Genomic DNA, 14,511 nt, shown 5'->3' on the forward strand with positions numbered 1-14,511 from the left:
CCCTCCACCGCCATGCCGCGTTCGCCGACATTGCTGTTGGAGCCGATACCGACATAGAGTTTCGATCCGTCCGGGCCGGCTGCCAGCGACTTGGTCCAGTGATGATTGATGCGCGAGGGCAATCTGGTCACCTCGATGCCCGGTATGGTGATGCGCGTCTCGCCCTCGCGATAGGGAAAGCGCAGCAGCGCGTCCTGTGTCGCGACATAGAGCTGGCCCTCGACCAGGGCGAGGCCATAGGGCGCATTCAATCCGGTGATGAGCGGACTGCGCAATTCGGCGCGGCCATCGCCATCGGCATCGCGCAGCAGGGTGATGCGATTGCCACCCTTGACCGATGTCTTCCCCATGGCCTTGATTTGGGTCGCGATGAAATCCTTGGGCCGCAGGGCAGGGGCCGAACCGCCCGACCCTTCCGCCACCAGGATGTCGCCATTGGGCAGCACCATCATCTGGCGGGGAATGGCGAGCCCCGTGGCAAAGGCCGTCACGCTAAAGCCGGCCGGTGCCGTCGGCTTTTCATTGCCCCAGCCAGCGGGCGTCGCGATTTTCATCGGCGGCAGCAATGTCTGGCGCTGATCGGGCAGGTCCGGCCGCGCGCCGGTCTGGTCAAGGCCGGGCTGGCTGCGCCCGCAGGCGGCAAGGGCCAGGAGACTGGCGCCCAGGATGAAGGTACGCACGGTCATGGCCGAACCTCCCGATAGCCGGCGAAGGCCACCCAACCGGCGGCAAGGGCAGCCAGGCTGCTGAGGAGGGAGAGGATAAGGCCGATGGTCCCGACCGAACTCCAGCCGTCGCGGCTATGCTGAAAGGCGTTGATCAGCCCGCAGGCCCACATCAGCGCCAACAGCAGCAGATAAAGGCCATGCTGTCGGCGTGCCGGCCCTTTGGCGCGCGCCAGCGCGATCAAAGCCCATAGCAGTACCAGGCCGCCGCCGATCAGTGCGCCGGTGATCAGCCAGGCCGAAAAATTGCTCCACTGGATTTCCGCGCTGTTGAGATAGGTGATGTCCGACAGCAGGGCAGCGGGAAACAAGGCGACCGGCCAGGCGAGCAGCAGGCCGTGAAGCGGATGGAGCAGGGGCCGGGTGCGCGGCGGGGCGCTGGGCAAGACGGGTCTCCTTGTCGAAGCAAGAATGATCCCTCGCCAATGCGCCGGATGGCTTTTGGTTTCGCCGACACCGGCAATTCATCCACTTGTTACGAAACAGAAATGTTTGAACCGGATGCCGCTTCGCGTGCTGGCATTAAAGACGCTGCACACCGGATGCGGCGCGAAAGGGGTGACGCGGGCGCAATGCGCAATCCATGGCTCTGGACCATTTTACTGCTCGGACTTGGCGCCTGCAATGCGCAGCAGTCGGCCCTCCATGTCTTCGGCGCCGAAGCGCGGCAGGTGCGCTCAGACATCGTAGCGGCATGCGGATCATCTTGTGGCTGGGCGCCATCGGCCCGGCCCTGATCCTTGGCGCGCTGCTTCTCTATGCTTTGCCTGCCATGCGTCCGCGCGAGACAGCGCCTGGCGACCTCACTATTCGGGTCGAGGGTGAGCAATTCTGGTGGCGGGGTTCCTATCCATGTTTGTCACTCACTCCAGTTCTGCGATTTTGTTTGATGTAGGAGTGCGCCTACATCAATCACGCACTTCACAATTTTCGCCGTCAACTGGATGGGAGGTCGCCAGCCTCTATCACTCAATTTCCGTCGCGCGCGCCGGCTTCGCCTTGCCGGGCGTGGTGCCGGTGCCCGCGAAGGAACTCAGGCGGAAGCTGAAGCGCGTCGGCGCGCTGGTGGTGCGATAGGCGGCCATGGGCTTGCCGAACTCGCTCCACTGGGTGTCGCCGCCCACGCCCCATTGCGCCGCGTCGATCAGCAGCGTGCCTTGGTCGTGCGGCCGGATGTCCGACGATTTCCAGGTGCCCGGCTTGTGCCGGTCGAGATCGGCATAGGGGAAGGCGAGGGCGTTCATCATCATCGGCTGCTCGCTCTGCACGCGCAGGCCTGCGCCGCCGCCGGACAGTTCCATCCAGCGGACATCGACCTTGTTGCCGGTCTCCTGCGGTCGGATATAGTCGTGATTCTGGTCCGCCAGCGCGCCGCGCCACAGGCCGATCGGCGCCGATGTCCTGCGATCGACATAGCTTTCATGCGGGCCGCGGCCATACCATTCGACTGTATCGAGATCGGAGGGAAAGCTGAAGACCAGGCCGATGCGGAAGGGCGGCGGCAGGTTTGGTTTGGCAGGGGTGAAGCTGCCGGAGACGGTCACCGAACCGTCGCCGGCCATGCGGTAGATGCTGGTGAAGCTGGCCGCGCCATCGCCCAGTTTATAGTCGACCTCGACGGCGCGGCTGCCGTCGGTCTGGAGCGTCAGGCGGATCGCGCTGACCTTGCGCTGCTCGCTCATCCCCTTCCAGATCGCGAATTGCTTGTCGGTGCCGATGCCAAGGTCATTGTCGGTCACCGCGCGCCAGAAATGCGGCGCGCCACCCTGTGCCAGCATCCGGCCGCCCTTGCTGTAGGAACGGACCAGGCCGCTCGCCCGGTCGATCACCAGCGCTGCGTCACCGGCGTTGAGGCTGATCGCGCCGCCCTTGTCGCTGATAGCAACGGAGCCGCTGGCGGCGGCGGGCAGGGCAGGTGTGTCCTGTTGCAGGGCAAACTGTTCCCACCCGACCAGCGCATTAGTTTCCACGGCGGGGATGGTCCCAGCTTTTGCGCGGGCGCTGATCGTCACGAAATATTCCGACCCGGCCCGGCGCGGCATGGTTGCGATCGGCAGCGTCATTGCAGCCGCGCCATGGGCGGGAACATTGGGCGCGGCGAGCGACTCACGCGCAATCTCCACGCCATCCTCCAGCAGTGCCCAGTCGAAGCTGAAGCCCGACAGGTCGATAAAGTCATGCCGGTTGCGCACGGTCAGGCGGCCGCTCGCCGGATCGAAGCCGTCGAACTGGACCGGCGCGTAGACTTTGCGCAGTTCGTAGAGGGCGGGATTGGGGGTGCGGTCGGACTGGAGCAGGCCGTCGCCAAATTCGATGTCGCCGCCCGGATTGGGGCCATATTCGCCGCCATCACCCCAATAACGCCGTCCGTCCTTGGTGTAGCGATACATGGACTGGTCGACCCAGTCCCAGATGAAGCCGCCCTGCAGCTTGTCGGGATGGGCGTAGATCGCGTCCCAATAATCCTTCAGATTGCCACCCGAATTGCCCATCATATGGGCATATTCGCACTGGATCATCGGCTGCCGGAAATTCCAGTTGGTGGCATAGTCGACCAGCTTGGCGACCGGATCATACATGGGCGCATAGATGTCGGCATAGTCATTGGGGCGGTGATCGCCGATCCCGTCCCATGTGCCCCAGCCCAGATAGCTGATCAGGCGATCGGGATCGCGCGCCTTGGCGGCGGCCGCGGCGGCGGCGAAATTGGGGCCGATCCCTGCTTCATTGCCCAGCGACCAGAAAAGGATCGAGGGATGGTTCTTGTCGCGCTCCACCATGTTGGCTACGCGGCTGACATGGGCATCCTTCCAGGTCGGGTCGAAGCCGATCTGGAATTCGGCGCGCCGTTCGCCATGCTTGTTGGCATAGTCCATATAGGCGTGGCTCTCGATATTCGCCTCGTCCATGACATAGAGGCCATAGCGATCGGCAAGCTCGTAGAGGCGCGGATCATTGGGGTAGTGCGACGTACGGATCGCATTGATATTATTGCGCTTCATCAGCTGGATGTCGCGCTCCATCGATTCCAGCGAGATGACGTGGAAGGTTTCGGGATCATGTTCGTGGCGGTTGACGCCGCGAATGGTGATCGGCTTGCCGTTCACTGTCACGACGCCATTCTGCATCGCCACGGTACGGAAGCCGATCCGCGCATAGCTGGACTGGATGATCCGCCCCTGCGCATCATAGAGTTCGACCAGCAGCATGTAGAGATTGGGCGTCTCGGCCGTCCATGGCTTCACCTTGTCGACCAGGCCGGTCAGTGTCACGCTGCGTTCGGCCTGGCCTGTCGCAACCGGCTGGCGGCCTTCGATCACGGTGCGATCGCCGTCCATCAGGACATAGCGGGCGCTGGTCGCGGCCCCCGGCGTCACCGCGACATCGACCGCAAGCTTGCCAGCGCCCGTCTTATTGTCGAAGCCGGCATGGGCGAAGAAGTCGCGGATGCGCGTCCTGGGCGCGGCCATCAGGAACACCTCACGCTCGATACCCGACACGCGCCAGAAATCCTGATCCTCCAGATAGGAGCCGTCCGACCAGCGGAATATCTGGATGGAGATGCTGTTGCGGCCGGGACGGACGAAGCGAGTGACGTCGAATTCCGACGGCAGCTTGCTGTCTTCGGAATAGCCGACCTTCTGGCCGTTGACCCAGACATAATAGGCTGAACCCGCCGCCCCGATATGCAGCACGACATCCTTCCCGTTCCAGCCAGTCGGCAGGTCGATGTCGCGGCGATAGGAACCGACCGGATTGGTCGCATGGGGGATCAGCGGCCGGTTGGCGGGGAAGGGGTAAGTTATATTATTGTAGCGGGCCTGGTCATAGCCCTCCGCCTGCCAGTCGGCCGGCACCTTGATCGATTTCCAGCCTGACACGTCGAAATCGGGCCGCTCGAACCCGGTGGGCAACGTGTCGGTATCGGGCGAAAAGGCGAATTTCCATTCCCCGTTCAGCGACAGGAAGCGGTCCGATTGGGTGCGATGGCCGGCCAGCGCGCGGTCCCGGCTCTCGAACGGAAAGGCGGTGGCGCGGGCGGGCAGCTTGCCGATTGCGAAGATGGCGGGATTTTCCCAGTCGGGCCGGGCAGGATCGACCTGCACGGGCTGCACCTTCGGCGGCCCGCCCTGCGCCAGCGTGCCGCCCGCCAGCGCCACTGTGCTGACCGCCGCCAGGGTCCAGATCCGTCCGTGCATTGCCATCCCCTTATTTCAACTGGCAGATATCGAGGACGTCCATGTCCTCATAATCGAGATTTTCGCCGGCCATGGCCCAGATGAAGCTGTAGTTGCGGGTGCCCGCGCCCATATGCACCGACCAGGGCGGCGAGATCACGACGTCCTCATTCTCCATCACGATGTGCCGCAATGCGTCCGGCTGGCCCATATAGTGGAAGATTCTATCCTCATCTTCCAGATCGAAATAGAGATAGATTTCCGATCGCCGCTCATGGACATGGGGCGGCATCGTATTCCAGACGCTACCGGGCTCCAGCCGGGTGAGGCCCAGGCACAGCGACGCGCTCTGGCACAGATGGGGCAGGATCAACTGATAGATGGTTCGCTCGTTGGACGTTTCCAGGCTGCCCCGCTGCATCGGGTTGCTATCCGCCTGCGACAATTTGCGTAGCGGAAAGGCAGCATGAGCCGGGACGCTGAGCAGATAGAAACGCGCGCCTTCACCGCTGAAGCTGACCGCCTGTGACCCCATGGGAATATAGAGCGCCTCATAGCGGGCGAGCCTGTGGTCGGTGCCATCGACGCGGACCTTGCCGTCGCCCTTGCCGATATTGACGACGCTCATCTCGCGTCGTTCCAGCAGCGGATGGCCGGCCGCACTTTCCGGTTCGGTCTGGCATGGCAGGTCCAGCGTCCCCGCGCCCGGCACCGCGCCGCCAATGATGAAGCGCTCACCATGGGAGTAGGTGAGGCTGATTTCACCCGCGCGGAACAGGCCTGATACCAGATGCCGGTCGCGCAGATCCTCATTGCTGGCACCGTCCATCATCGCCGGATGGGTGGCGTAATAGGTTTTTTCGAACATGCCGCTGATCCTCCCGCGCGTCAGCGTTGCGCATCGAGCGCGGCCACCGCAGTCGCCGCCATCAGGAAGGCGCCGACGCCATAATATTGGGTGTCGCTGGCGGCCACCTTGTCAGGCCGGTCGCCAACCTGCTGGACCCAGCCCAGTCGGCCGTCGGGTTGGATCGCCTTTTGCAGCGCGGCCCAGCCCTTGCGCACCACCGGCTCATATTCGGCGCGGGGCAGCAGCCCGGCCTTGATCCCCCAGGCAAGGCCATAAGTGTAGAAGGCGGTGCCGCTGGTTTCGGGCGGCGCATTTTCCGGTGCCAGCAGCGAGGGCGCCCAATAGCCGTCGGGCTTCTGCAGCATCTTGATCTTCGCCGCCATCTCCTTGAACAGCGCTTCCATCCGGCTGCGGTCGGGGCTGTCCTGCGCCAGCAGCGGGAGGACGCGGGCGATGCCGCCGAACACCCAGCCATTGCCCCGGCTCCAGAACTGCTTGCGCCCCTTATCGTCGCGTCGCTCGAAGAAGCGGCTGTCGCGATAATAGAGATGCTCGGCGGGGTCGAACAGGAAGTCGGTGGTTGCCCAGAATTCCTTCATCGCAAAGCGCATATAGCGATCATCGCCGGTCTGGCGCGACAGTTCGACAAAGGCGGGCGGCGCCATGAACAGCGCATCGCACCAGCACCAGCGCTTGAGACATTCGGTCGCGCCATAGCCCTGGGGCGGGATGGCGAAGGCAAGGGTGGTGACCGCCGGCTTGTCGACCACCGTGTCGAACGCGGCGCGGGTCGGCGCCAGCGCATCCTTGCCAGCGCCATGGGCCACGGCCCAGAGATAGGCCTGGGCGATCGCCTGGTCGTCGGCGAAATAGAGATTGTCGCCCGGCTTCCAGCCATTGCGCTGGCCCATCGCCATGATCGCCTCCTTGATCCGGGGTGGCGCGCCGGCGTCGGCGAGGGCGGTCATGCCAACCCAGAACACCGCCTGTTCCCAGCCGCGCGTCTTGCGCGTCTCGTCGGTGGCGCTGGGAATGTGCGACAGATCGTCGAGCCGCGCCAATTGCCAGTCGGCCAGCTTCACCGCCGCCTCGATCGGCATGCGGGCTGGCTGGGCGGCATGGGCCGGCGCGGCGATGGCGCAGGCCAGCATGATCGGCGCGAAGGAGCGGAAGGTCATGATGCAAGCTCTCCAGTAGGCAAGAGACGGGGACTGATGATGTGGAGCAGCGCCAGCGCCACCAGATAGGCGCTGCCGGCGACGGCGAAGATCAGGGCATAGCTGCCGGTCATGTCCAGCACATAGCCGACGAACTGGGCGATCAGCATGCCGCCGATCGCGCCGGCCGTGCCGCCGATGCCGACCACCGATCCCACGGCGGCGCGCGGGAACAGGTCGGACGGCAGGGTCAGGATATTGGCGGAAAAGGCCTGGTGCCCGGCGGTCGCAAGGCCGATCAGCAGCACCGCCGCCCAGAGATTGTCGATTGACTGGACGGTCACCACTGGCAACACCGCCAGCGCACACGCCAGCAATGTCGCCTTGCGTGCTGCATTGACGCTCCAGCCCCGCGCGATCAGCCGCGACGATGCCCATCCGCCCAGCACGCTGCCGGCGTCCGACATCAGATAGATGACGACCAGCGGCGGGCCGAAGCTCTTGAGGTCGAGGCCGTAGCGCTTGCCGAGGAAATCGGGCAGCCAGAAGAGGAACATCCACCAGATCGGATCGATACAGAATTTGGGCAGCGCATAGGCCCAGGTCTGGCGGATGGTGAACAGGCGCGACCAGGATATGGGCGCGCTGGCGCGCACCGGATCGCTGCGGATATAGGCGAGTTCACCGGGGGATACGCGCGCATGATCCTCTGGCCGGCGATAGAGGAGCAGCCAGGCCGCCACCCATATCAGGCTGGCGAGACCGGTGACGATGAAGGCGGCGCGCCAGCCATAGGCGATGGTGATGGCGGGCACGATCAGCGGCGTGGCGATCGCGCCGACATTGGCGCCGGCGTTGAACAGGCCGATCGCCAGCGCCCGTTCTTTCTGGGGAAACCATTCGGCCACGACCTTCAGGCCGGCCGGGAAATTGCCCGCCTCGCCAATGCCCAGGGCAAAGCGGACGGCGATGAACTGGGCGATGCCGCTGACCAGGCCATGGGCAGCATGAGCGAGCGTCCAGAAGGTGAAGGCGGCGGCATAGCCGATCCGCGCGCCGACCCGGTCCATGAAGCGGCCCATCGCCAGGAAACCGAGTGCATAGGCGCACTGGAACCAGAAGACGATATTGGCATAGTCGCTTTCGCGCCAGCCCAGTTCGGCCTGCAACACGGGCTTGAGCACGCCGATCATCTGTCGGTCGACATAGTTGATCGCGGTCGCCGCGAACAGCAGCCCGCAGATCATCCAGCGATAGCGGCTGGCCCGATCGCTGGCGCCGGCAATAGCATCATCGATATTATCCGGGGCGGGATGCGGCATGGTCATGATCGTCTCACGAAAAGATGGGCACCGGGGCGTGCAGTCCCCGGTGCCCAAGGGGGGAGGGGTCAGAATTTGCCGCGAATGCCGAGCGAAATGGTGGTGCCGTTGAAGAAGCTGTTGTCGCGCCGCGACTGGCCATTGCCCTTCGGTCCGTCCGGATCCTGATAATAGATGTACACATTCTCGTTGGTGATGTTCAGCGCATCGACGCGCACCTCCAGCGCATCGCTGAACCGGTAGCTGATCGTCCCGTCGAGGAAGCCCTGCGGCGCGGTATAGGGGATCTGGTCGTTGCCGGTATTTTGCGAGGTGATGCCGGTCTTGGCGCGGTAATTATAGGAACCGCGGATCGCGAACGGGCCCTTTTCGTAGAAGAGCGTCGCGCTGTAGCTATATTCCGGCACGAAGGAGATCGGCACGCGCGTTCCTTCGGTGGTGACGAAATCATCGCCCTTCTGGTCGATTAGCGTCAGGCTGCCGGTGAAGCCAAGCCCGTCGAACGGCTTGGGCAGGAAGGTGAAATTCTGCTGATAGGCAAATTCCAGCCCCTTCAGCTTCAACTGGCCCTGATTGATATATTGGGTCCGGCGGATCAGGAAATCATCCGGGATGGTGCCGCTGGGGAAGCCCAGCGAGGTCGTGTTGAACGCGCTCGACGGCAGGCCGAGCGAGCCGAAGGTGACGAAGTCCTGCACCGCGGTTGCGCGATCGGTAATGTCCTTCTTGAACGCGCCGACGCTCAGCAGCGCGCCGGGGGCGAAATACCATTCGACGCCGGCGTCATATTGGGTCGCGACCTGGGGCCGCAAATTGGGATTGCCGACCGTGACGTCGGGATTGAAGACGTTGGGCACGATGGTGCCGCCGGCAATGGCGGTCAGCGCCGCACGGGTGATCGTCTTGCCGGCTGACGCACGCAGCAGCAGATTGGACGTCAGGTCATAGGCCAGGCTGGCCGATGGCAGCCAGTTTTCATAGCCGCCCTCGCGCCGCTGCGGCAGGAAGACGCCGGCGCCCGCGCTCTGATAATTGTTGATGATGGTGCGGGTGTCGGAATAGCGCAGACCGGCATAGCCACGCAGTTCCTTGCCGAACAGCGGCAGGGCGAAATTGCTCTCGAAGAAGGCCGTCTTGACGATTTCCTTCGCGTTGAAGGCAGCGTTGAGATTGACCTTGGCCGCTTCGTTCGCGCCGTTGGCGTCGAGATAGTCCATCACGAAGGAGCGCGGGAAGCTCGCAAATTGGGACGGATAGCCCGAATTGCCGCCGTCGCGGATCGCGCCATATTGGATATAGGGATCCATGTAGGAAAAGACGTCGAGGCCGGCCAGCTTGCCGGCCGCGATGCTGCTGCCGTCCTGGGTCGAGATGCGCTTGCCCGTATTCACATAGCTGCCGCCGATCTTGAGTGCGAACCGGCGTTCGCCATCGTCCAGCAGCGACCAGTCGAGGACGGCGCGTGCCGTCTTCTGCTTGTCGATCTCGCGGTTGAGCGAGAAGCCCAGTGTCGGCGTGGTGTAGTTTGACGGATCGGTGAAATCGACCGGCGAGCTGATGGTCGGATAGGTGACATTGCCGGTCGGGTCGAAGGTGCTGGTCACGCCATAGATGTTGCTGACGATCCGGTTGGCGGTGTAGCGGGCGTTGCTCTCGCTCAGATTGGCCTGGGCCGACAATTTCAGATTGTCGGTGAAGTCATAGACGCCCCGGATGATGCCATATTTGAAGCGGGTGCGGGCATTGCGGAAGAAATTCTCGTTGATGAAGCTGCTGTTCCCGAACGTGCCGTAGAGATTATTATATTCGTCGATCTTCACGTCGAGCGGGATCAGGCCCGAATTGGTGCCGGTGCCCGGTGCGCTGGTCGACCCCGGCACGGTGCGGGAGTTGCGCACTGCGACGCCGAAGGTGAACTCGTCCGCCTGATCCTTGAGCTGCGAGAAGATGCCGTCGGCGCTCAGTTCCAGCCGATCCGACTTATATTGCAGCGACCCGACCAGGCCCAGCCGCTCACGCTCATTGTTCGAGGTGAAGACGCGATAGAAGCGCGGCATATAGGCATTGGCCACCTGGTCACGGGTCAGCGATCCATAATTGGCCAGCGGATTGTCGAGGTCGAGCTGGAACTGGAACGGGCCGCCGGTCGTGGTCGGGCCGGCATAGGCACGCGAACCGATAACCGAGCTGTTATAGCCGCCGGTCGACTGGAAGCCGGACCGTTCATTGACATTCTTGGCATAGGCCGCGCCCAGCAACACACCGAAGTCGCCCCATGTGTCGCTCAGCAGCAGCGATCCGCGCGGCTGCCACTTCTTCGACTGGGTGTTGTAATTGGCCTGGGCGGTATAGCGGATGACCCGGTCCTTGCTGTCGAAGGGGCGGGGCGTCTGCAGGTCGACATTGCCGCCGATGCCGCCTTCTTCCAGATTGGCGAGCGGGGTCTTGTAGACATCGACACGGCCGAACAGTTCGGATGGGAAGACGTCATAATTGAAGTCGCGGGTCGAACTGCCGACATTCTGTGACGATGTCGTGCGCACCGGCGCGCCGTTGATGGTGGTGACGGTGAATTCCGATCCCAGGCCGCGGATGCTGATGCGCTGGCCCTCGTTCGATGCACCGTCGCGGCTGAGGAACACGCCCGGAATACGCTGCAGGGAATCCGCGACATTGGCCTCCGGGAATTTGCCGATGTCCTCGGCAACGATGGAGTCGCGCACGCCCACGGCTTCGCGCTTCAGTTCGATCCCCTTTTGCAGGCTGCCGCGAAAGCCGGTGACGACGATGTCGGCGGTGGTGGCTTCACCCTGTGATGCATCGGCCTGGGGTGTCGGCTGGGGTTCTGCCTGGGCCAGTGCGGGGGCCGAGGCCGCAATCATGGCCAGCATGCTCACCGACATGGCGACGCACGGAAACGCCTTGTTCATATCCATCCTCCCTCATCACGACTCTGATCGTGTTGATCAGGTTATCATACAACTTTGAGGAGGATGTCAATTGTCAGACTTTAGTCATGCAATCATTCGTCCCGGCTGATCAGGTCGTTGAGTTCGGAATGGCGCAAAAGGCTTTCCTGCATGTGATGGCGGGCGGCATGGCGCGCCTTTTCGATGTCCATGCGGACGATGGCGTCAAGCACCGCGTCATGCTCGTCGCTGACCTTGTGGGTATAGGCGTCGTGCGATCTTTCTGGCTGATATTTGAGGTAGAGGCTGCTTGGCGGCACTAGGCGGACGCCCAGAAATTCGACGAAGCGGGCGTAATAATCATTCCGGGTCGCGCGGGCGATCGCCATGTGGAACTGGCTGTCGGCTGTGGCAGCGACGGCCGGATCCTCGGCCTCGCGGATGTGGCGTAGTGCGTCGCGCATCGCCGAAATATCTTCGTTCGTGCGGCGGGCAGCCGCAAGACCGGCCATTTCGGTCTCGATCGCCAGGCGCATTTCCAGCAATTTGATCACGTCCGATAGCTCGGACAATTCATCCTTGGTGACCTGAAAGGCGCGGTAGCGCGCGGCATCTGACACGAACACGCCCGATCCCTGGCGGGCGACGGCAAAGCCCTGTGCCTCCAGCCGGGCGACCGCTTCGCGGACCACGGTGCGGCTGACATTTTCCTGCTCGGCAATGTCCTTTTGCGCGGGCAGGCGCGATCCGGGCGGGATGCGGCCGGACAGGATATCCTCTTCCAGCTTGGTGTAGAGCATGTCGGCGAGTGAGGCGGCTTTGGCCATGATGTCGTTCCAGTGAATATTCTTTTTCGAGCCTGCCAGCCTGCGGCAATGTGAGCAAGGGCTTGGCAAGTTTGATTCGATGATTTATCAGCTTATCATACAAATAATCGAGAGGAGCCTGTGGTGAACCGCCCCCAGCCAACAGCATCGTCACGCCGGATCCGGACGCCCTATCTGTCGATCGGATTGGTGGCGATCGGTCTTTGCGTCGGCGCGGCCCTGGCGCAGGGCGATGGGGCGGGCGATCGTCTGCCGGTCGAGAAACGCCTGCCGCCACCGCCCAGCCAGGTGGCGGCCGCCGTCGCACTGGTTGCATCCTATCGCTATGACGACCTGCTGTGGGAAAATGACAAGACCGCCCATCGCATCTATGGCCATGCGCTGGAGGCGGCCGAGCCGCCATCGGGATCGGGGATCGACAGTTGGGGCAAGAATGTCGCCTGGCCCTTCGCCGATCGCCAGCTACGCAGCGGCGACCAGCATGGCTATCATGGCGAGGGGCTGGACTTCTACAATGTCGGCACCACGCGCGGCGCGGGCGGCCTTGGCATCTGGCATGACAACAAGCTGTGGACGTCGCGCAACTATGTTCGTGCCCATATCCTGAAATCGGGCGGACAGGTCGCCGACTTCAGCGTCGATTATGCGCCCTGGCCAGTCGATGTCGATCGCAAGGTATGGGAAACGCGCCGCTTTACCCTTCCGCTTGGTACCCATTTCACCCGGCTGGTCTCGACCATAGGATCGGACAAGGCGACGCCGCTGACGGTCGGCATCGGTATCGGCAAGCGCACCACGGGGCAGGGGGCGGGTGACCTGACCGTCGATCGTGCCGGTGGCCTGATCAGCTGGTGGGGGCCGGAAGATGGTGCGCATGGCCGGATGGCGCTGGCATTGCGGGTCGATCCGGCACAGATCGCCGATATCCGCGCGGATGCCGACAATCAACTCATCCTGCTGACGGTCAAGCCGGGTCAGCCCTTCGTCTATTATTCCGGCAGTGCCTGGAACAAGGGGGAGGGTGGCTTTTCCACCCGTGCCGCCTGGGATGCCTATGCCGCCGGCCAGTCGCTCGACTTCACCCCGCCCAAGGATTGATCATGACCAGCCATATCGACCGTCGCGCGATCCTGACCGGCATGGCGACCGGCACTGCCGCTTTCGCCGCCATGCCCTCGCTTGCCAACGCCGGGGAGGCCGCGCCGGTCGCCGCCGATGCGGACGACCGCAGCTATGCCCTGGCGCTGCTCGAACGCATGGCCAGCCCCGTGCTGTCGCGCATGGCCAGGGGGCAGTTGCAGGCGCAGTGGAAGCCCGAACTCAGCCCGACCTGGGATGGCCGCAATCCCAAGGTCGCCTTTCTGGAAGCCTTTGGCCGGCTGATCGACGGCATTGCGCCCTGGCTTGCGCTGCCCGATACCGATGGCGCGGAAGGGCGACTGCGCGCCCGGCTGCGCGATCAGGCGCTGGCGAGCTATGCCCACAGCGTCGATCCCAAGAGTCCCGACTATCTGCTCTGGCAGGCGGAGGGGCAGCCGCTGGTCGATTCCGCCTATTTTACCAGCGCCCTGCTGCGCGCGCCGCAGACATTGTGGGAGCCGCTCGACCGGACAACCAAGGACCGGATCATCAAGGAGATACAGGGGCTGCGCCGGGTCGCGCCGCCCTATACCAACTGGCTGCTGTTTGCGGCGATGAACGAGGTGTTCCTGCTGTCGGTCGGGGCGCAATGGGATCCGATCCGGGTCGACCTGGCGCTGCGCAAATTCAGCGAATGGTATGTCGGCGACGGCTGGTATGCCGACGGCGAGCATTTCCATTTCGACATGTATAACAGCTATGTCATCCACCCGATGCTGACCCAGATTTGGGACGTGCTGGTCCGCTGCAATGCGCGCTTCAACGCGCTCGATCCCAAGGAGCGGCTCGCCATCCAGATCCAGCGGATGCAGCGTTTTGGCGAGGCGCTGGAGCGGATGATCGGCCCGGATGGCGCCTTCCCGCCGGTCGGCCGTTCGCTGACCTATCGCACCGCCGTTCACCAGCCGCTCGCCTATCTTGCCTGGCGCAAACTGCTCCATGCCAAGCTGCCCGAGGGCCAGGTGCGCGCCGCGACCATGGCAACCCAGCGCCGTATCTTCGTCGATCCCAGCAATTTCGATGCCAATGGCTTCCTGACGATCGGCTTCGCCCGGCACCAGCCGAGTCTGGGTGACGTCTATTCCAACGCCGGCAGCATGTATATCACTTCGGAAAGCCTGCTGGCGCTCGGCCTGCCTGCCTCCGACAGCTACTGGACCGCGCCGGCCCAGCCCTGGACCATGCGCAAGGCTTATGCGGGCCAGGATTTCCCGAAGGACTATTATATCGCCAATTGAGGTGGCCGCCGCCGCCCGATGAAGGTCAAGCGTTTCTAATAAGCGGCCCAGCAAAGCTTGACAGACATATCTCTACTTAATTGGCAGATAAAGTCCTCTCATATCAGACGAGGACTTGGATATCATGGGGTGGACGCAGCGGTGGACGGATAGGCTGGCCCGGTT

11 protein-coding genes are annotated in these 14,511 nt (G+C 63.4%); 3 read left to right on the forward strand and 8 right to left on the reverse strand.

The genetic code is table 11. From position 1 onward, the window contains the following. Positions 1–686: PQQ-dependent sugar dehydrogenase (locus tag ACUCV3_RS08015; RefSeq protein ID WP_482240532.1), on the reverse strand; the 686-nt coding region annotated here is incomplete at its 3' end. Further along, positions 683–1,111: a DUF2231 domain-containing protein gene (locus ACUCV3_RS08020; RefSeq protein WP_270094069.1), complete on the reverse strand. Its 429-nt coding sequence runs from the start codon at positions 1,109–1,111 to the stop codon at positions 683–685. The genes ACUCV3_RS08020 and ACUCV3_RS08015, both read right to left, overlap by 4 nt. Positions 1,112–1,150: 39 nt before the next feature. Here ACUCV3_RS08020 and ACUCV3_RS08025 point away from each other — a divergent pair, with 39 nt between their 5' ends. Beyond that, complete coding sequence (locus tag ACUCV3_RS08025) at positions 1,151–1,462, forward strand: hypothetical protein (RefSeq protein ID WP_482240533.1); 312 nt, start codon at positions 1,151–1,153, stop codon at positions 1,460–1,462. Positions 1,463–1,690: 228 nt separating this feature from the next. Here ACUCV3_RS08025 and ACUCV3_RS08030 read toward each other — a convergent pair whose 3' ends face one another. The 6 genes from ACUCV3_RS08030 to ACUCV3_RS08055 all read right to left on the reverse strand — a co-directional run bounded on the left by ACUCV3_RS08030 (position 1,691) and on the right by ACUCV3_RS08055 (position 11,968). Beyond that, positions 1,691–4,924, reverse strand: coding sequence for a glycoside hydrolase family 2 TIM barrel-domain containing protein (locus tag ACUCV3_RS08030; RefSeq protein WP_482240534.1), 3,234 nt, complete (start codon positions 4,922–4,924; stop codon positions 1,691–1,693). A 10-nt stretch (positions 4,925–4,934) separates the two neighbouring features. Next, positions 4,935–5,771, reverse strand: coding sequence for a 5-dehydro-4-deoxy-D-glucuronate isomerase (gene kduI / locus ACUCV3_RS08035; RefSeq protein WP_279728404.1), 837 nt, complete (start codon positions 5,769–5,771; stop codon positions 4,935–4,937). A 20-nt stretch (positions 5,772–5,791) separates the two neighbouring features. Then, entirely contained in the window at positions 5,792–6,931 is a 1,140-nt protein-coding gene (locus tag ACUCV3_RS08040) for a glycoside hydrolase family 88/105 protein (RefSeq protein WP_279728403.1), read from the reverse strand. Further along, complete coding sequence (locus tag ACUCV3_RS08045; protein ID WP_279728402.1) at positions 6,928–8,238, reverse strand: MFS transporter; 1,311 nt, start codon at positions 8,236–8,238, stop codon at positions 6,928–6,930. The genes ACUCV3_RS08040 and ACUCV3_RS08045 overlap by 4 nt, the downstream gene beginning before the upstream one ends. A 62-nt stretch (positions 8,239–8,300) precedes the next feature. Further along, positions 8,301–11,162 (reverse strand): TonB-dependent receptor, encoded by a 2,862-nt coding sequence (locus ACUCV3_RS08050; protein ID WP_482240535.1) that lies wholly within the window; start codon positions 11,160–11,162, stop codon positions 8,301–8,303. Positions 11,163–11,254: 92 nt separating this feature from the next. Next, a complete protein-coding gene (locus ACUCV3_RS08055) occupies positions 11,255–11,968 on the reverse strand; it encodes a FadR/GntR family transcriptional regulator (RefSeq protein WP_279728399.1) in 714 nt (237 codons plus the stop codon). A gap of 123 nt (positions 11,969–12,091) precedes the next feature. Here ACUCV3_RS08055 and ACUCV3_RS08060 point away from each other — a divergent pair, with 123 nt between their 5' ends. Further along, positions 12,092–13,066, forward strand: coding sequence for a DUF4861 family protein (locus tag ACUCV3_RS08060; RefSeq protein WP_279728398.1), 975 nt, complete (start codon positions 12,092–12,094; stop codon positions 13,064–13,066). A gap of 2 nt (positions 13,067–13,068) precedes the next feature. Beyond that, positions 13,069–14,346, forward strand: a complete 1,278-nt coding sequence (locus tag ACUCV3_RS08065) for a DUF2264 domain-containing protein (protein ID WP_482240536.1) — start codon at positions 13,069–13,071, stop codon at positions 14,344–14,346. Positions 14,347–14,511 lie beyond the last annotated feature (165 nt).

Source organism: Sphingobium sp. VMM, assembly GCF_056790315.1.

Coding starts and splice junctions, on each gene's coding strand:
- ACUCV3_RS08025 (WP_482240533.1), top strand. CDS start 1,151: ATGCGCCGGATGGCTTTTGGTTTCGCCGACACCGGCAATTCATCCACT.
- ACUCV3_RS08030 (WP_482240534.1), bottom strand. CDS start 4,924: ATGCACGGACGGATCTGGACCCTGGCGGCGGTCAGCACAGTGGCGCTG.
- kduI (WP_279728404.1), bottom strand. CDS start 5,771: ATGTTCGAAAAAACCTATTACGCCACCCATCCGGCGATGATGGACGGT.
- ACUCV3_RS08040 (WP_279728403.1), bottom strand. CDS start 6,931: ATGACCTTCCGCTCCTTCGCGCCGATCATGCTGGCCTGCGCCATCGCC.
- ACUCV3_RS08045 (WP_279728402.1), bottom strand. CDS start 8,238: ATGACCATGCCGCATCCCGCCCCGGATAATATCGATGATGCTATTGCC.
- ACUCV3_RS08050 (WP_482240535.1), bottom strand. CDS start 11,162: ATGAACAAGGCGTTTCCGTGCGTCGCCATGTCGGTGAGCATGCTGGCC.
- ACUCV3_RS08055 (WP_279728399.1), bottom strand. CDS start 11,968: ATGGCCAAAGCCGCCTCACTCGCCGACATGCTCTACACCAAGCTGGAA.
- ACUCV3_RS08065 (WP_482240536.1), top strand. CDS start 13,069: ATGACCAGCCATATCGACCGTCGCGCGATCCTGACCGGCATGGCGACC.